Source organism: Mesorhizobium sp. (assembly GCF_004963255.1).
Taxonomy (GTDB): domain Bacteria; phylum Pseudomonadota; class Alphaproteobacteria; order Rhizobiales; family Rhizobiaceae; genus Mesorhizobium.
This window is the reverse complement of record NZ_SUGA01000051.1, coordinates 1-17,145: the sequence shown is the minus strand read 5'-3', so window position 1 is coordinate 17,145 and position 17,145 is coordinate 1. Positions and strand designations below refer to the sequence as shown.

General features: G+C 63.7%; 17 protein-coding genes. 11 read left to right on the top strand and 6 right to left on the bottom strand.

Features of this window, described 5'->3' with window-relative positions; translation table 11 throughout:
* Window positions 1–26 precede the first annotated feature (26 nt).
* From E5X34_RS30355 to E5X34_RS30345, 3 genes are all read right to left on the bottom strand, one after another.
* Window positions 27–1,151 carry a sugar ABC transporter substrate-binding protein gene (locus tag E5X34_RS30355; RefSeq protein WP_292572666.1) on the bottom strand — a complete coding sequence of 375 codons (1,125 nt, stop codon included), beginning with the start codon at window positions 1,149–1,151 and terminating at the stop codon, window positions 27–29.
* A 294-nt stretch (window positions 1,152–1,445) separates the two neighbouring features.
* Entirely contained in the window at window positions 1,446–2,474 is a 1,029-nt protein-coding gene (locus E5X34_RS30350; RefSeq protein ID WP_292572662.1) for a LacI family DNA-binding transcriptional regulator, read from the bottom strand.
* Window positions 2,475–2,641: 167 nt separating this feature from the next.
* On the bottom strand, window positions 2,642–3,868 hold the full coding sequence (locus E5X34_RS30345) for an MFS transporter (RefSeq protein WP_292572659.1): 1,227 nt from the start codon (window positions 3,866–3,868) through the stop codon (window positions 2,642–2,644).
* A 248-nt stretch (window positions 3,869–4,116) separates the two neighbouring features.
* On the opposite strand from E5X34_RS30345, the gene E5X34_RS30340 reads away from it, so the two are divergent.
* Window positions 4,117–4,404 carry a DUF3175 domain-containing protein gene (locus E5X34_RS30340; protein ID WP_292572656.1) on the top strand — a complete coding sequence of 96 codons (288 nt, stop codon included), beginning with the start codon at window positions 4,117–4,119 and terminating at the stop codon, window positions 4,402–4,404.
* A gap of 149 nt (window positions 4,405–4,553) precedes the next feature.
* On the opposite strand, the gene E5X34_RS30335 is transcribed toward E5X34_RS30340, so the two are convergent.
* Both E5X34_RS30335 and E5X34_RS30330 read right to left on the bottom strand, forming a co-directional pair.
* On the bottom strand, window positions 4,554–5,288 hold the full coding sequence (locus E5X34_RS30335) for a FadR/GntR family transcriptional regulator (RefSeq protein WP_292572653.1): 735 nt from the start codon (window positions 5,286–5,288) through the stop codon (window positions 4,554–4,556).
* A 142-nt stretch (window positions 5,289–5,430) separates the two neighbouring features.
* A complete protein-coding gene (locus E5X34_RS30330; RefSeq protein ID WP_292572650.1) occupies window positions 5,431–6,327 on the bottom strand; it encodes an NAD(P)-dependent oxidoreductase in 897 nt (298 codons plus the stop codon).
* On the opposite strand from E5X34_RS30330, the gene E5X34_RS30325 reads away from it, so the two are divergent.
* Entirely contained in the window at window positions 6,311–7,414 is a 1,104-nt protein-coding gene (locus tag E5X34_RS30325; protein WP_292572647.1) for an NAD(P)-dependent oxidoreductase, read from the top strand. The two genes, E5X34_RS30330 and E5X34_RS30325, sit on opposite strands and share 17 nt — an antisense overlap.
* 67 nt (window positions 7,415–7,481) lie before the next feature.
* Here E5X34_RS30325 and E5X34_RS30320 read toward each other — a convergent pair whose 3' ends face one another.
* The gene (locus E5X34_RS30320; protein WP_042637229.1) at window positions 7,482–8,471 is read right to left on the bottom strand and encodes a sugar-binding protein; all 990 of its coding nucleotides are present in this window, start codon (window positions 8,469–8,471) and stop codon (window positions 7,482–7,484) included.
* A gap of 399 nt (window positions 8,472–8,870) precedes the next feature.
* Here E5X34_RS30320 and E5X34_RS30315 point away from each other — a divergent pair, with 399 nt between their 5' ends.
* The 9 genes from E5X34_RS30315 (at window position 8,871) to E5X34_RS30275 (ending at window position 17,039) form a co-directional block, all read left to right on the top strand.
* A complete protein-coding gene (locus E5X34_RS30315; protein WP_245467380.1) occupies window positions 8,871–9,665 on the top strand; it encodes an ATP-binding cassette domain-containing protein in 795 nt (264 codons plus the stop codon).
* Between the two features lie 65 nt (window positions 9,666–9,730).
* The gene (locus tag E5X34_RS30310) at window positions 9,731–10,729 is read left to right on the top strand and encodes an ABC transporter permease (protein WP_042637227.1); all 999 of its coding nucleotides are present in this window, start codon (window positions 9,731–9,733) and stop codon (window positions 10,727–10,729) included.
* Between the two features lie 180 nt (window positions 10,730–10,909).
* The gene (locus tag E5X34_RS30305) at window positions 10,910–11,737 is read left to right on the top strand and encodes a helix-turn-helix domain-containing protein (protein WP_292572644.1); all 828 of its coding nucleotides are present in this window, start codon (window positions 10,910–10,912) and stop codon (window positions 11,735–11,737) included.
* Between the two features lie 236 nt (window positions 11,738–11,973).
* Window positions 11,974–12,417 (top strand): SRPBCC family protein, encoded by a 444-nt coding sequence (locus tag E5X34_RS30300; RefSeq protein WP_292572641.1) that lies wholly within the window; start codon window positions 11,974–11,976, stop codon window positions 12,415–12,417.
* 15 nt (window positions 12,418–12,432) lie between these two features.
* Window positions 12,433–13,227 (top strand): FAD binding domain-containing protein, encoded by a 795-nt coding sequence (locus E5X34_RS30295; RefSeq protein WP_292572638.1) that lies wholly within the window; start codon window positions 12,433–12,435, stop codon window positions 13,225–13,227.
* Window positions 13,228–13,282: 55 nt separating this feature from the next.
* Window positions 13,283–13,765, top strand: a complete 483-nt coding sequence (locus E5X34_RS30290; protein WP_292572635.1) for a (2Fe-2S)-binding protein — start codon at window positions 13,283–13,285, stop codon at window positions 13,763–13,765.
* 11 nt (window positions 13,766–13,776) lie between these two features.
* Window positions 13,777–15,144: a xanthine dehydrogenase family protein molybdopterin-binding subunit gene (locus tag E5X34_RS30285; protein ID WP_292572632.1), complete on the top strand. Its 1,368-nt coding sequence runs from the start codon at window positions 13,777–13,779 to the stop codon at window positions 15,142–15,144.
* A 1-nt stretch (window position 15,145) separates the two neighbouring features.
* Entirely contained in the window at window positions 15,146–16,150 is a 1,005-nt protein-coding gene (locus E5X34_RS30280) for a molybdopterin cofactor-binding domain-containing protein (RefSeq protein ID WP_292572629.1), read from the top strand.
* A gap of 7 nt (window positions 16,151–16,157) precedes the next feature.
* Window positions 16,158–17,039, top strand: coding sequence for a MoxR family ATPase (locus E5X34_RS30275; protein WP_292572626.1), 882 nt, complete (start codon window positions 16,158–16,160; stop codon window positions 17,037–17,039).
* The last annotated feature ends 106 nt before the right edge of the window (window positions 17,040–17,145 follow it).

The window sequence follows — 17,145 nt, the reverse complement described above, 5'->3', positions numbered from 1 at the left end:
GCTCGCCGCGGCACCGTCCGGTCAGACTATTTGTTTTCCTTGGTCTGGCCCATGATTTCCTGCGCGGTGAAATTGATGCCGCAGGTCGGGAAGGAATTGCCGACGAAGAAATTGTCGGACTGATCGGGGAAGAAGTCCTGGCCAGCCTTGAAGTTCGGATCCTCGACGATGGCCAGGGGCAACTTGACCGACTGCGGCACGACATTGCCTTCGAGAGCCGAGATCGCGGTCTTGATGGCAACCGCCACCTGTGCGGGGCCGGTGCCGGCGGACGAGCATTTCAGTCCATCGGCAGCGTGCGCGGCGCAGAATTTGCGGAAGCCGTTTTCTGTCTCGCCGCCGAACGGCACGAAAGGATGCTTGGCGTCGATCATCGCCTGCACGATGCCGGTGTCGCCGCCCTGCCCGGTGATGCCGTCGAACGGTCCGCTGGTGGCGATGGCATCGGCCGTGGCTTTTTGCGCCACGCCGTCATCCCACTTGCCGACGACCTCGGTGACGTCCCACTTCTTGCCCGATCCATCGAGCACCTCGTGGATGCCGTTGTGGCGATCGGTGTCGACCGAGGTGCCGGCAACGCCGCGCACCTCGAGTACCTTGCCGCCATTCGGCACATGCGCCACCAGCCACTTGCCCCAGAGCTCGCCCAGGCCCTTCTGGTCGACATTGACGTTGATTGCATCCTTGGTGTCGAGGATGTTGTCGAAGGCGACGAGCACAACGCCGGCTTCCTTGGCGCGCTTGATGACCGGCCCGAAGGCGGTCGGATTCTGGGCGTTGACGACGATCGCATCAAAGCCGGAATCGATGAAGTTGTTTATCGCCGAAATCTGCGCCGGCACATCCTCGCCGGTCGACACGACCTTGAATTCCTTGAGCTTCTTGGCGACATCCGGCTGCGCCGCGTAGGCCTTGGCCGTCTGGATCATCTGGATGCGCCAGGTGTTGGCGATGTAGCCGTTGGCAAGCGCGATGCGGTAAGGACCGTCTTTCTTCGGAAATTTGAAAAACTGCGTGTCGGCTGCCCATGGCGCAAAGCAGTCCGGCTCTGCCGCGGGTCCCTTGACCACTTCAGGTCCGGCGATCGCCGACGAACCCAGCATGACGAATGCAGTGGCGGCAATGACGCCGCCAACGAGTGACTTGATCATCGATATTCCTCCCAGTTGCAGTTCTGCTTGTGATGAATCCTGGCGTTCACGGTCGGCACCCTCCGCCCACCAAACACGCCCACAGGGACGACCCACGTCGCCCTGATCCTCCTCTCCCCCTCAGCGTTCCTGACAATTTAGAAAACTATCATATTATACATAATAAACAAGCAACGACTGTTGCTTATGTATAATAAACAGCCTCCGATCCCACCGAATGTCGATTTTACAGACAAATGGTAGCGCTACCATGATTAGCTGTAAAGCGGTGCCTTCGACATTTTTCCAGGCTTTTCAACGCGCGGTGCTCTCGCGCCGCATGAGCTCGAAACCGAGATCGACGATCCGCTGTTGGGGCCGGTTTCCGGCGATCGCCGCAAGCGCCATGGCGACGGATAGGGTACCGATTTCATAGCGGTGCGTGCGCACGCTGGTGATCGAGGGAAACGACACCTGCATCATGTCGAGATCGTTGAAGCCGACAATGCCGATCTGCTTCGGCACGCCGATCGACGCGCGGTGGCATTCGAACAGAACGCCGAGCGCGATATCGTCATTGTTGCAGAACACGCCGTCCAGCGTCGGCATCTTGGCCAGCGCGTCGCGGAACAGCTCGCGCCCGAGGCTCACGCTTGACGGCACCGGCGTCGTGGTGACCAGCCGCGGATCGAACAGCCCGGCAGCCTCCATGGCGGCGCGGTAGCCGGCAAGGCGCCGCTGCGAACGCGGATCCATCCTGGCGCCGATGAACCCGATCTTGCGGTAGCCAGTCTGCAGAAGGTGCTCGGTGGCCGTCCTGCCGCCGTCCAGATGCGAGAAGCCGACCATCATGTCGACCGGGTCCGGCCCGGTCTCCATCACCTGCACCACCGGGCAACCAGCATTCTCCAGCAATCGTCGCGCACCAGGGGTCTGGTCGATGCCGGCCACGATCAGCGCAGCCGGACGTTGCGATCCGAAAACCTGCAGCAGCCGCTCTTCCTCCAGGCCGGAATAATGCGTGTTGCCGATCTGGATGCGGAACGGGCTGTCGGAGAGACTGTCATAGATGCCGCGCACGACTTCGGCGAAGACGTTGTTGGTGAGCGAAGGCACCAGTACGCCGAACACCTCGGCGCGCGCCGAGGCAAGCGCGCGGGCGTTCGGGTCGGGCACGTAGCCGAGTTCGTCGACCGCGGCCAAGATCTGCCGGCGAAGATCCTCCGACACCCGTCCGGGCTCGCGCAGCGCGCGCGACACGGTGATCGCGCCGACACCCGCCTTGCGCGCCACATCGGCAATGGTCGGACGGCCGCCGCCGCGGCGGGAGCGCGGCTTGCTCAAGGGCGAGCCCCGTGCGGCAAATCCCGCCCGCTGCGCGCCCGCAATGCCATTGATCCTGGTGTCGCCATCTCGCAGGCCCGTACCGCGTTCATTTGGCTTGGCGTCGCGCAGCCGCGATTTGTTGTCAAGCCGAGGCGCCTTCCTGCAAATGCGCCGGCACCAGCCCGTCAGGCCACGACGACGCTGCTGCGTCTTGCCTTCCAGAACACCAGAAGCATCACCAGGATGTTGAGCAGGTTCCAGGCAATCCCGTTCAGGAAGGCGGCCGAATAGGAACCGGTGAGGTCGTAGATCCAGCCCGACATCCAGCCACCGATAGCCATGCCGAAAATGGTCGCCATAATGACGATGCCCACCCGTTGGCCGGCCTCTTTGGCGGGCATGTATTCCCGCACGATGATCGCATAGCAAGGCACGATGCCGCCTTGCGACAGGCCAAACACCAGCGAGACGACGTAGAGCGAGGCGAGCCCGTCGAAGGGAATGTAAAAGAACAGCGACAGGCATTGCAGAACCGAACCGATCAGCAAGGTCCTCACCCCGCCGATCCGATCGGCGACGAAGCCGGAAGCGAGGCGGCTGACGACGCCGGCGGCCATCATGATCGAAAGCATGTCGGCGCCGTGCGCGACGCCATAGCCGAGGTCCAGGCAATAGGCGACGATATGCACCTGCGGCATCGACATCGCCACGCAGCAGCCGAGACCAGCTATCACCAGCAGCATCTGAAGTGCCGCCGGCGACAATGCGATCGGCTGGACCGGGCGCGTGCCCGGCGAGCCTGCCACAACCACCGGAGCACGCCGGCGCAGCATCAGAACCAGCGGCACCATCGTCGCCAGGCACGCGATGCCGATTGCCAGATAGGTGAAACGCCAGCCCTCCGCCCTCATCAGCGGCGGTATGATCGCCGGCCAGACCGTTCCGGCGAGATAGCTGCCGGACGCAGCCGCAGCCACCGCAACGCCACGCCGGCGATTGAACCAATGCGAGATGTCGGCGATCAGCGGTCCGAAAATAGCGGATGTCCCCAACCCGATCAGCAAGCCTTGGGCGAAAGTGAACTGCAGGATTGAACCGGAGAGCGACGCAAGCAGAAAGCCGGCAGCTAGCGCCGTTGAGGAAACAAGCGCCGGGATCCAGTAACCGACACGGTCGATGGCGCGCCCGACCAGCACATTGCCGGCAGCGAAGCCAACCATGGTCGCAGTGTAAGGCATCGAGGCCGCCGCGCGGTCGACGCCAAACTCGGCCTGGACCGCCGGCAGAACGACGACCACCGCCCACATGCCGACGCCCCCGATGGTCGCCAGCAATACGGAAATGGCCAGCCTCGTCCAGGCATAGGTGCTGTCTATGCCCGGGGGCGCTGCATTGCTGGAGATCGTCGTCAAGGCGTTCCTGTCCGCTGTTCTCGAAGTCGGCGGTTCTGCCTCCACTACCGGCGCATTTGCCGGCCGAGCAGCGCCACGACCGGCCAATCCGTGGCACCAGAACCGGGAACCCCTCTCATTTCCTGGAGTTTTGCCTCAGAGCAATTCCAGGACAAGTGTCTGACGGTTTTCCATCCGGAATTGCTGGAGACAAGAGATAGAGCGGTTCGGCGGCAAACCGGTGAATCGCTCTTGCAGGGAGTTTCGCCATGACCGCAAAGAAGAAATGGTCGGCCGACGTGACCGAGCACAGCGATGCGCTGGATCTCGAGGAGCACGTCTTCGAATCCGACGACGCCAGGAAGATCGCCGCCTCGCTGAAGCGCTCGGCCGAGCACAGCGACCGCCGCAAGGCGGAGCCGTTCCAATCCGCCATGTCGATGCTGAATTTCTACATCAATCGCGCCGGCAAGAACCTGCCTGATGAGCGCAAGGAAGTGCTCGAAAAGGCAAAGGATGAGCTACGCGTCGCCTTCGGCCGCGAGAAGCAGGATTAGGCGGGGATAAGGCCTGTCGAGATTCAGGTCAGGCCGAGTCGAGAATGGTGATTTTCGAGAACCGGAGCGGAACGTACTGAAGTACGTGAGCACCGGAAGCGCAGAAAGTCATCATTCGCAGGCCGGCCTCACCTGAATATCGATAGGCCTTAACGCGATTGAATGACTTCGTCGGTATTGGCCAGCAGCTTGCGGACCGCGTTGCGCGCTGCATCCGGCCTTCTCAGGCGGATATTCCTCTCGATCGCCTCGTGCAGCTTCTGGACATGCTGCAGATCGTCCAGCTCGCGCGTCGTGTAGGCGAAGAGATGGTCGAAGGCGGATTCGATCAGCACGCCCAACGGCACCAGGAGGTCGTTGCCCGAGGCCCTGAGGATTGCGAGATGGAAGCGCGTGTCGGCGCGGGTTCGCTCCTGCAGGTTGGTGGCCTCGCCCATCTCGCGGCAGGCCTGGCTGATCTCGGCCATCTGCTCGTCGGTGCGCCGCATCGCCGCGAAAGCCGTCGCCTCCGGCTCGATGATGTGGCGGAATTCCTGCACCGTCCTCAGGAACACCTCGCGATCCGGCGACGTCGCGTACCAGGCGAGCACGTCGCGGTCGAGAAGGTTCCAGCGTTCCTTCGGTTCGACCCAGCTGCCGATCTTCGGCCGCGACGCCAGAAGGCTCTTTGCCATCAGCATCTTGATCGCCTCGCGCACCGCCGAGCGGCTGACGTCGAAGGTCTCCGACCATTTCGCTTCATTGGGCAGGATGGTGCCCGGCGGATAGTCGCCGCGCACAATGCGAAGCCCGATCTCGCTGGCCAGAGAGGTGTGCACGCTGGCGCCGGGGATGCGTGGCGCGTCTGCCCGGCGGAAGCCGGCCGTACGCTCCGCGGCAGCCATCTTCGTCGGCCTTTTTTCATTGTTCGGCTTCGCGTCCCGCATAGGTCCAGAAAATCCCGTTTTCAGGGGCTGTCAAGCACGGCAGGCCCGCTTTGCTACAACCTGCTGAGATGTGCACAGATCAACCGGCATTTAGCCTCGCTCAGGCGATTTTTACGTATTTGCGCCAGCTGTGCTCGGGACGGAAGCCGAGCATTCCGCGCGCCTTGTGGTTCGAGAGCAGCGTCTCATATTCGCCGAGTTCGGCCCTGACCGGCACCCCCGGATAAAAGCGCCTCAAAAGCTCCGCCGTCGGCAGGTCCGACGAGGTATCGTCATTGGCCGCGTTGAACACCTGGTAGCCAAGGCCGTCCTTCTCAATGGCGCGCAGGGTGATCTGGCCGAGATCGCGCGCGTCGATGTAGCTCCAGGCGATGCGCTTGCGAAAACCCGGATCGGCGAACCATTTCGGGAACAGCGAATATTCATGCGGCTCGATGACGTTGCCGATGCGCAGCGCATAGATGTCGGCGCCGCTGCGCAGCGCGAACGCTCGCGCCGTCTTCTCGTTGACGATCTTCGACAGCGCGTAGGAGTCCATCGGGTCGACGTCATAATCCTCATCGAGCGGGAAATGCGTCGGATTGCGCGGCTCGTTGGCGAAGACCAGCCCGTAGGTCGTCTCCGAGGAAGCGATGATCACCTTGCGGATGCCGAGCTTCACCGCCGCCTCGATGACATTGTAGGTGCCCATTGCGTTGATGCGGAACACCTCGTTGTCCGGGGTGATCATGATGCGCGGGATCGCCGCGAAATGCACCACCGCGTCGACCGGCTGGGCCCTCAGCGACGGATCGAATTCGTGCAGGCCCATATAGCTCGACAGCGCGTTGAAGACCTGCCCGCTGTCGGTGATGTCGGTGATCAGGGTGCGTACCTTCGGATTGTCGAGCGGCTTGGTGTCGATGTTGAGCACCTGGCAGCCATGTTCGACCAGATACTGAACGACATGCCGGCCGGCCTTGCCGCTGCCGCCGGTGAACATGATCCGCTTCGTCATTTTGCTCTCCACAAGGCTCAGGAATTATGTGTATTGTCAGACAATAAGGTATTCCGCAATCGCTTGCCAACCGCGATCCGCGGAAACCTTCTCGACAAATGCCCGCCGCGCGGGCGCCCATCACCACGAAAGACAGGGAAGAGACGACATGAGCACCACCGCTGCCCGCGAGAATATCGGTTTCATAGGCCTGGGCCTGATGGGGCACGGCATCGCCAAGAACATCGTCGACAAGGGCTATCCGCTGACCTTCCTTGGCCGCAAGAACCGCAAGCCCGCGGAAGACCTTTTGGGACGCGGCGCCAGGGAAGTGGCCACCTCCAAGGAGGTGGCGGCGGCTTCCGACATCGTCTTCATCTGCGTCACCGGCTCGCGCGAGGTGGAGGCGATCATCCGCGGTCCCGGCGGGCTGAAGGAAGGCCTGAAGCAAGGCTCGGTGGTCGTCGACTGCTCGACCTCCGACCCTGTCTCGACCGTGGCGCTCGCCGCCGAACTCAAGGCGCTCGGCGTCGATTATGTCGATGCGCCGCTCAGCCGCACGCCGAAGGAGGCCTGGGAAGGCACGCTCGACGCCATGGTCGGCGCGCCGGACGCGGTGTTCGCCAGGCTGAAGCCGGTGATCGAGACCTGGGCCGGCCGCATCGTCCATATCGGCGACACCGGCGACGGCCATCGCATGAAGCTGCTCAACAACTTCGTCTCGCTGGGCTATGCGGCGATCTATTCGGAGGCCCTGGCGCTGGCGCAGAAGGTCGGCATCTCGCCGGCGCGCTTCGACAGCGTCATCCGCAACGGCCGCATGGATTGCGGCTTCTACCAGACCTTCATGCGCTGGACCTTGGAGGGCGACCGCGACGCGCACAAGTTCACCATCGCCAATGCCTTCAAGGACCTGACCTATCTGGAATCGATGGCGGGCGCGGCCGGCATCGCCAACCCGCTCGGCAACGCCACCAAGAATTCCTTCGCGACGGCCCATGCCGCCGGTCCCGCCGAACAATATGTACCGATGCTCGCGACCCATATCGGCAAGCTTAACGGCGTCGACCTGATGCCTTCGAAGGACGGCGTGAAGCAGAAGATCTGAGACCATTTTCTGAAAAAGCGCGGGGGCGCCTTTTGGGCGCCCCCTCGTTTTTTGGTTCCGACGCAGCCTACTTCTGGATGCAGGTATCGGCGGTTTCCTTGGTGCATTCGTCGAGCCCGGTGAAGACCGGATCGTCGACCTTCTTGCCGCCGATGAGGTCGAGCATCACCGAAGGCGCCTTGTAGCCCATTTCGAACGGCCGCTGGCCGACCAGCGCGGTGACGAGGCCTTCCTTGGCGATCGCCACCTCGTCGCCGATCGTGTCGGCGGCGCCGATGACGAACTCGTTCTTGGCGATCTTGTCGGCCATCGGCTTGAACAGGTCGCGATAGGGCTGCGGGGCGCCGAACAGCGGCCAGCCACCCATGATGCCGAAGGCGTCGAGCTTCGGATTGGCGGCCAGGATGTCGGTCATCGCCTGCACGCCCTTGGCGCCGTCGTCATTGGTGAACACCGGGCAGCCGGGGGCTTCGGTCCAGCCGCCTTCGCCGGCAAGTGCCGCGAGGCCTTCCTTGCCGGTCAGCGCGTCGCGCATGCCTTGCGCGCGGCGCAGGATGTTGTCGGCCGCCGGGTTGCCCTCGATGGTGCAGATCGTGCCGCCATTCGGCTTGGCCTTCTTGATGTACTCGCCGATCTTCTTGCCCATCAGGTAGTTATCGGTGCCGAGATAGGTCTTGCGAAGGGCGGCGTCTTCCTTGGTAAGGTCGGCGTCGACCGTCATGATCGGGATCGACGGATTGGCGCTCTTGATCGTCTGCGCGATCAGCGGCGCGTTGGACGGCGAGATCGCCATCGCAACCGTGTCAGGCTTGCTCAGCATGTCCTGCACGATCTGCGCCTCGCCGGCCTCGTCCGAGGTCGACGCCGGGCCGGTATAGAAGCACTCATATTCCGAGCTGGCGTTTTCCTTGTTCCATTTCTCGCAGCCTTGATGGATGGCTTCGAAGAACGGATTGTCGAGACCTTTCACGACGATGACGAGCTGTTTCTTGGCCAAAGCCGGCCCGGCGCCCAACGCCATGGCGGCGACGGCGGCAAGCAAAAGTGTTTTCCTCATATCAGTCCTCCCTTGAAACAGACGGACACCGCGTGCCCGCCACACCGATCAGACCGGATGCGCAAGAACGATGCCGAGCATCTTCCCAATGCTCGCGTTCCGGGCCGGACTGATAAGCATTTGCCGATCCGTTTGCCCCAATACTGGCGCAGCCGAATCCTTGATCGTCAAGCCATTTGCCCCGTTCCGCCCTACGCGCGCTCGATGGGCAAATTATTCCTCCGAGGCTAGCTAATATCGGCTTTTCGCCAACGGTCAATTCCTATTTGTCCTACAAAACCGATTTTTTGTCGAGTCTCGAAATTAATCGTCAGACAATTGATTGACGGCTTTGCCGGCTTTTGCCTAAATGCATGTATCGCGCCGTTCGTGAGGAGATGGACGGGCGGAACGCAAGCGCTGCTGGCAAGCCGGCAAACTGCTGCGTCAACATGGGGAGGCTTAAGGCTGGTGTCGGTTCTCGAACTCGCCAACATCTCGAAACATTTCGGCGCCATCCAGGCGGTCAACGACGTCTCGTTCTCGCTGGAGGCCGGCGAGGTCGTCGGCCTGATGGGCGACAACGGCGCCGGCAAGTCGACGCTGGTCAAGATGATCGCCGGCAATTTCCGCCCAAGCCATGGCACCATGCATCTGGAGGGCAAGGAGATTGTCATGCACAAGCCGGCGGAGGCCCGCCAGCACGGCATCGAGATCGTCCACCAGGACCTTGCGCTGTGCAACAATCTGACGGCCGCGGCAAACGTCTATCTCGGCCGCGAGCTGCGCCGCGGCATCGGCCCGTTTCGCATCCTCGACTATGCGGCGATGTACAGGCGCGCCGGCCAGCTCTTCGCCGAACTGAAATCCGAGACGCGGCCGCGCGACCTGGTCAAGCAGATGTCGGGCGGCCAGCGCCAGGCGGTTGCGATCGCCCGCACCATGCTGTCGCAGGCCAAGATCGTGCTGATGGACGAGCCGACGGCCGCGATCTCGGTCCGGCAGGTGGCCGAGGTGCTGAACCTCATCCGCCATCTGCGCGACCAGGGCATCGCGGTTGTGCTGATCAGCCACCGCATGCCCGACGTGTTTGACGTCGCCGACCGCGTCATCGTCATGCGGCGCGGCCGCAAGGTCGCCGACAAGAAGATCGCTTCGAGCTCGCCCGAGGAAGTCACCGGGCTGATCACCGGCGCCATCGAACAGGTGGCATGACTCACGGATTTGAACGGGTGGCGTGACGCGCGGTGTTCCGCGTCCCACCTCAGGAAAGGTCGACAATGGCAGTCACCCTTGACCAGACGATCGCGCAAAAGCAGCACACTTTCCTGTCGCGGCTCCTCGCCAACCAGACATTCTGGGTGGTGATCGCGGTCATACTCGCCTGCCTGTTCCTGTCCTTCGCGACCGATTCCTTCGCCACCTCGAAGAACCTTTTCAACATCACCCGCAACGTCACCTTCGTCGCCATCGTCGCGCTGGGCATGACCTTCGTCATCATCACCGGTGGCATTGACCTGTCCGTCGGCTCGGTGCTCTGCCTGTGCTCCATGGTGCTCGCCGTCACCATGCATGCCGGCTATTCGATCGAGATCGGCATCCTGGCAACGATCGTCACCGCGCTCGCCATCGGCGCCTTCAACGGCGTGCTCATCGCCTATGTCGGCTTTCCGCCTTTCGTGGTGACGCTCGGCATGCTCTCGGTGGCGCGCAGCCTTGCCATGGTCGCCTCCAACAACACCGTGGTCTTCCAGTTCGGGCCGGACCACCAGAAGCTCCTGGCACTGGGCGGCGGCGCCTGGGTCTTCGGCATCGCCAACCCGGTGCTCTACATGATCATCCTGGCGCTGATCACCGGCTTCATCCTGCGCTGGACCAAGTTCGGCAGGCACATCTTCGCCATCGGCGGCAATGAGCACGCGGCGACGCTGACAGGCGTTCCCGTCAAGCAGATCAAGGTCGCCGTCTACATGATCTCGGCTCTGTCCGCCGGGCTCGCCGGCATCATCCAGACCGGTTGGCTGGGTGCGGTCACCACCAATCTCGGCACCGGCATGGAGCTGCAGGTCATCGCCGCCACCGTCATCGGCGGCGCCAATCTCGCCGGCGGCGTCGGCACCGCGCTCGGCGCCATCGTCGGCGCGGCTTTGATCGAGGTGATCCGCAACAGCCTCGGCCTGCTTGGCATCAACGCCTTTTGGCAAGGCACCTTCATCGGCGGCGCGATCATCCTGGCAGTGCTCTTCGATCGTATCCGCAACTTCAGGCGCAGCGATTAGGCTTCCCTTCCCCTTTGTGGAAGAAAGGGATGCGCTCCTATCGCCCAGTCTGAAAATCGGTCCGGACGGGCAATGCAAGACGGCCATCATTCCTGCCCGCCTTGACGCAACCGCAAACTCAGCCGCACTATTCCCCGGCAGGCGAAGGGAGGCCAGTCGCCCGCGGGAGGAACGATACCCATGACGGACGCGATCAGGCTCTATTGGGGCCGGTTCGGGCATGTTTCCGTGCTGAATGTCGCCAACGACTTCGTCACCCATGCCCATGGCGAGGCACATCTCATCATCTGGCTGGAAGGCACGGCAGGCGAAATGACCATCGGCCGCGAAACGGTGCGGCTTGGACCGTGCACGGCAGCCGGCATCAACTCGTTCCAGCCGCACAGCCACGCGCTATCGCATGACGGCAAGCCAGGCCTGTTCCTCGCCTTCTACATCGACCCCGACTGGGCGCGCCGGCGCCGCGACCTGCCCTCCTCGGCGCCGCTGTTCACGCAGGCCGCAATCGCGCTGGAGCCTTGGCTGCACCAGGCGGCGGCAAACCTGCTCGATCACCTCACCGACAATGAGAGCATCGACGACGTCGCCAATTACGAGATCGAGCGTTTCATCGACTCGGTGCTCGACGCAGCGGACGCTTCGTCGCCGCAGATAGCCCGTGCGCGCATCAACACGATGCTCGACTTCCGTGTCCGCAAGGCGATCCAGCTGATGAAGGCCAATGTCTGCGAGCGCATCTCCTTCGACGATGTCGCCCGCTCTGTCGGGCTTTCCCGACCGCATTTCTTTGCGCTCTTCAAGGAACAGACCAACCTGACCCCGAACGTCTACTGGAACACGCTGCGCATGGAGGAAGCCGTGCGGCAGTTGCAGTGGTCGCAGGAGCCGCTGATCTCGGTCGCCTGCAATCTCGGCTTCACCACCCAGGGCAATTTCTCGCGCTTCTTCCGCGACCATGTGGGAGTGCCGCCGACGCTTTACCGCGAAGCCGCTCGGGCGACAGTCTAAGGCGCGTTGAGATTCAGGTCAGGGCGAGCCGAAATGATGGTTTCCGAGAACCGGAGCGGAGCGTACTGAACGTACGTGAGCACCGGAAGCGCAGGAAGCCGTCATCTGCAGGCTGGCATCACCTGAATATCAACGCGACTTTTTCCGACTGGTTGATAGGCACTCAAGACGCATTGATAAGCGCAAGCTGACCGACAGCCGTAGCCTTCTCCCCGTCTTTGCAGGGGAACCAGTCTATGGCGAAAGTCACCATCTCAAGCGTCATCGACGCGCCGGTAGAGCAGGTCTGGGCGCGCATCCGCGACTTCAACGGCCTACCTGGTTGGCATCCGCGCATGGTGGAAAGTCGTATCGAGGACGGCAAGGACGCCACCGCGATCGGCTGCGTGCGCAATTTCAAGCTGGCCAGCGGCGCGACGCTGCGTGAAAAGCTGCTCGACTTCTCAGACGAGAATTTCCTGGTCAGCTACTCCATCCTCGAAACGCCGCAGCCGCTCACCAATCACAAGGCGACCCTGCAATTACGGCGCGTCACCGACGGCAACCGCACCTATGCCGAATGGACGGCGAGCTTCGACGCAGCGCCGGAGGAGGCCGACAAGTTGGCCGAGGGCATGGGCGCCAACGTCTTCCAGGGCGGCTTCAACGCCCTGAAGGCCCATTTCGCCGGCAACAGTTGAACCGGGGAGCGCGCTATGTCGCTTGCGCTGCAGACTTTTTCGAGCGTGAAAGACGCCAACACCGCGTTGCAAGCCCCCGGCACACGCTATCTCGGCGGCGGTACGCTTGTGGTCCGCGCGGCCAATGAAGGCGACGTGTCCACATCCAGCCTGGTCCGCGTCACCGATTCTGGCTTCTCGCAAATCGCTGTTGCGGGCGGCAAGGTCCGGCTCGGCGCCTCCGTCACCATGGCGGCGATTGCCAGCCATCCCGAGCTTGCCGCGCTGACGCCGGCCGCACGCGCCATCGGCGGGCCGGCGATCCGCAACATGGCGACCGTCGGCGGCAATCTGTTCGCCCCTGCCCCGTACGGCGATTTCGCCGTGGCCCTGCTGGCGCTGGACGCGACCGTCGTCACCGAAGACGGCGAGACGCCGATCGAGGCCTTCCTGGCCGGCCGCGACACCAGTCGCGCCATCGTCACCGCTGTCGGCTTTGCATTGCCCAAGACGGAGAGCTTCCGCTTCCTGAAAGTGTCGCGCGTCAAGCCCAAGGGTGTGTCGGTGCTGAGCATCGCCGCGCTTCTGCAACTTGCGGCCGACGGCACGGTGGTCTCGGCGCGGATCGCGCTGGGCTGCATGGCCGATCGCCCGATCCGCGCCGCGGCGGCGGAGAAGGCGCTGCTCGGCTGCAAGCTCACGCCGCGGGAAATCGCGCCGGCGCTTGCCGCCGCGGGCGAAGGCATCGCGCCGATCACCGACCCGATCGCCAGCGCCTGGTATCGCGCCGAGGTCCTGCCGGTTCATCTCGGCCGGCTGTTGTCGAATTAATCCGTGGGGACGCGCGTCTGTTCGATTCATCCGGGCAGGCGCGCAGGGAGGAAAAATGGCGAAAGTCCCGGTTCAATTCACGCTCAACGGCTCTGAAAACGCCGAGTTCATCGAAAGCGGGACGACGCTGCTCAACGCACTGCGCGACAAAATCGGCGACACCTCGCCCAAGGGCGGCTGTCACCAGGGCACCTGCGGCGCCTGCTCCGTCATCATCGACGGCGAGCTGAAGCTATCCTGCCTGACGCTGGCCGAGACCTGCAACGGCGCCGATATCAAGACCACCGCCGGCCTCGCCGAAGGGGGCGTGCTGCATCCGTTGCAGCGCGCCTTCCTCGATGCCTTCGCCACGCAATGCGGCTTCTGCACGCCGGGCATGATCATGGCGGCAAAAGTGCTTCTCGACCGCACGCCGAACCCCAGCCGCGAGGACGTGGTCGACGCGCTGTCCGGCAACATCTGCCGCTGCACCGGCTACGAGCCGATCATCCAGGCGGTGCTGGTTGCCGCGCGCGCCAACTCGCGGACCGCCGCTTGAGGAAACGAGCCATGGAACTGCGCAAGGATTATTTCGCCGATGTCCGCAAGGACGGTCTCAACGAGATCGGCCAGCCGCGGCCGCGGCTCGATTCGCCGGGACATGTCACCGGCAAGACCGCCTATTTCGCCGACCGGAACTTCCCGGGCATGCTGCATCTGAAGATGGTGCGCAGCCCACATCACCATGCCCGCATCCGCTCGATCGATACGTCGGAAGCGGAGAAGCATCCGGGCGTCGTGCGCGTGCTGACCGCCAAGGACGTTCCGCATAATATCTACACCATCCTGATCCTGATCCAGGTGGGTCCCGAGGACGAGACGGTGCTTGCCGACGGCAAGGTGCGCTGGAAGGGCGAGGCCGTGGTGGCGGTGCTGGCCGAGACCGAGCGCGCTGCGCAGGAAGCCGCCGCCAAGGTCAAGGTCGACTATGAGGTGCTGCCGGCGGTCTTCGACATGGAGGAGGCGCTGAAGCCCGGCGCCCCGTTGGTCAACGAGTATCACGGCCAGAACTATTATCTCTATGACAGCGGCGAATGCCGCAAGGTGCGCTTCGGCGATGTCGAGGCGGGCTTTGCCCAGGCCGACCACATCCTCGAACAGTCCTACCAGTCCTCGCCGATCGAGCACGCGCCGACCGAGACGACGGGCTGCGTGGTGGCGCCCGAAGGCAATGACCGCTTCACCTGCTACACCAACACGCAGGCGATGTTCTTCACCCTCGATAACGCCTCGATCATCCTGCAGATGCCGGGCTCGAAGCTGCATTTCGTCGGCGGCACGGTCGGCGGCGGTTTTGGCGGCAAGGTCGACGTCATCGTCGAGCCGATCGCCATTCTCGGCGCCAAGCTCACCGGACGCCCAGTCTCCTTCGTCTATAGCCGCGAAGAGGAAATGCAGATCTCCTCGCCGCGCGCGGCCGAGAAGGTCGTCATCAAGGACGGCGTGATGAAGGACGGCCGCATCGTCGCGCGCAAGGTGACCGGCTACACCGATGCGGGCGCCTATTCGCGCCACTCGCCCTATGGCGCGCAGAAGGGCGCCGCGCATTATCCCGGTCCCTACACGATCCCGAATGTCTGGATCGACACCTATTGCGTCTACACCAACCGCACCCCTTCGTCGGCCATGCGCGGCTTCGGCGTCACCATCGGTGACTTCGCGCTGGAAGTGCAGATGGACAAGCTGGCGCGGCTGATCGGCATGGACCCGCTCGAATTCCGCTTCATCAACGCCTATCGCGACGGCGACATGAAGGCGCATCGCCAGCCGACCGAGGGTGCGGCGCTGATCGAATGCATGCAGGAAGCCTCGCGCGCCGCCAACTGGCCGGTGGCGGAGAAATACATGGCGATGTCCTCCTACAGGAAGGGAGCCTGAGATGGCGATCCGGCGTGGACGCGGCGTCGCCGCGATCAACTATCCGACCGGCATGAACCTCGGTGGCGACCCGACCCAGGCGCTGGTCCATTCGACGCCGACCGGCAATTTCATGGTCACGCTTTCCAGCGTCGATCTCGGCCAGGGCATGAAGCAGATCATGGCGCAGATCTGCGCCGAGACGATCGGCGTTCCGACCGACCGCGTTGTCGTCGACACCGCCGACACCGACACCGGCCCGCACTGCATGGGCACCTTCGCGTCGCGCGGCACGCACCGCGCCGGCAACGCCGTCATCCAGGCAGCCAAGGAAGCTCGCCAGGTAATGCTGGAAGTCGCGGCCGAGGAACTCGAGGTGAACGCCTCCGACCTCGAGACCGACGGCCAGGGCAACATCCAGGTGAAAGGCGCGCCGCAGAAATCGATCTCGATCTTCGATGTCGCGCTGTCGGCACATTTCAAGCGCGGCCGCTCGATCTCGGGTCGCGGCATGTTCCTGATCCCGCGCTCCTATCCGGAGAAGGAGACCGGTGCGATGAAGCCGTCGACCTGCTATGCCCATGCCTGCACCGTGGCCGAGGTCGAGGTGGACGACGAGACCGGCGAGGTGACGGTGCTTACCGTGAAGAACGTGTTCGAGATCGGCCGCGCGCTCAACCCGAAGATGGTCGAGCAGCAGCTGGTCGGCGGCTCATGGATGGGCATCAGCCACGCGCTCTACGAGACGACCGAGCCCTATTATCCGAACCGCGACCATGGCGGCACCGACTTCAACCAGTATCTGATGCCCGGTCCCGGCGATTTGGCGCAGACCGAGATTGTCGTCTTGGAGCGTCCGTCCGCCGACGGCCCGTTCGGCGCCAAGGGTCCGGGCGAGATGTGCGCCAACCCGCAGATCCCGGCGGTCGCCAACGCCGTCTTCGACGCTGTCGGCGTGCGCATCGACACGCTGCCGATCACGCCCGAACGCATCCTGCGCGCGCTGAAGGCGCGAGCCGCGAGCTGAGGGGACAATGACCAGCGCCGACGCCGTTGAAATCGCGGCTTCGCCGGAGGCGATCGCCGCGCGCCTTGCCGCCTCGCGCTATCTGGCCGACGACAGCCTCGCCACCGCTATCTTCCTGGCGATCCGGCTCGGCAAGCCGCTGCTGCTCGAAGGCGCGCCGGGCGTCGGCAAGACCGAGGCCGCCAAGGCGGTCGCAGAGCTGCTTGACCGCGAACTGGTGCGCCTGCAGTGCTATGAAGGCATCGACGCCGGGCATGCGCTGTATGAATGGAATTACCAGCGCCAGCTGCTCGCCATCCGCCATGCCGGCGAGCACGAGATCGACATCTATGACGACCGTTTCCTGATCGCCCGGCCGCTGCTGCAGGTGCTGCGCGCGCCGGTCGAGCGTGTATTGCTTGTCGACGAGATCGACCGCTCGGATCACGAGTTCGAGGCGCTGCTTCTGGAATTCCTCTCCGACTTCCAGATCAGCATCCCCGAGCGCGGCACGATCCGCGCCGCAACGCAGCCGATCGTCATCCTGACTTCGAACCGCACCCGCGAGCTGGCCGAGGCGCTGCGCAGGCGCTGCGTCTACCACTGGATCGGCTATCCCGACGCCCGGCGCGAGGCCGAGATTATCATGCTGCGCTCGGGCGACGTTGCCGAGGCGACGGCGCGCGCAGTTGCGAACGCCGTGCAGGCGATCCGCGCGCGGCCTCTCGCAAAGCCGCCGGGCATCGCTGAAGCGGTGGAATGGGCGAATGCCGTGACCATCCTCGAAAAGGGCGGCAGCCCCTGGCCGGAGGCCTTTCGGCGGGCCATCGGCGTGCTGATCAAGGACGAGGAAGATTTGTCGGCGATCACGCCGGAACTGGGGAGGATTGTCGAGGAGGCGCTGGCGTGATGGGCGACCGCAGCGCGCTAGGCTCATCTTCCCGGGCTAGTGAGCTACGCTGGCGGGACAGCGCCCCCCTCTGTCCTGCCGGACATCTCCCCCACATGGGGGGAGA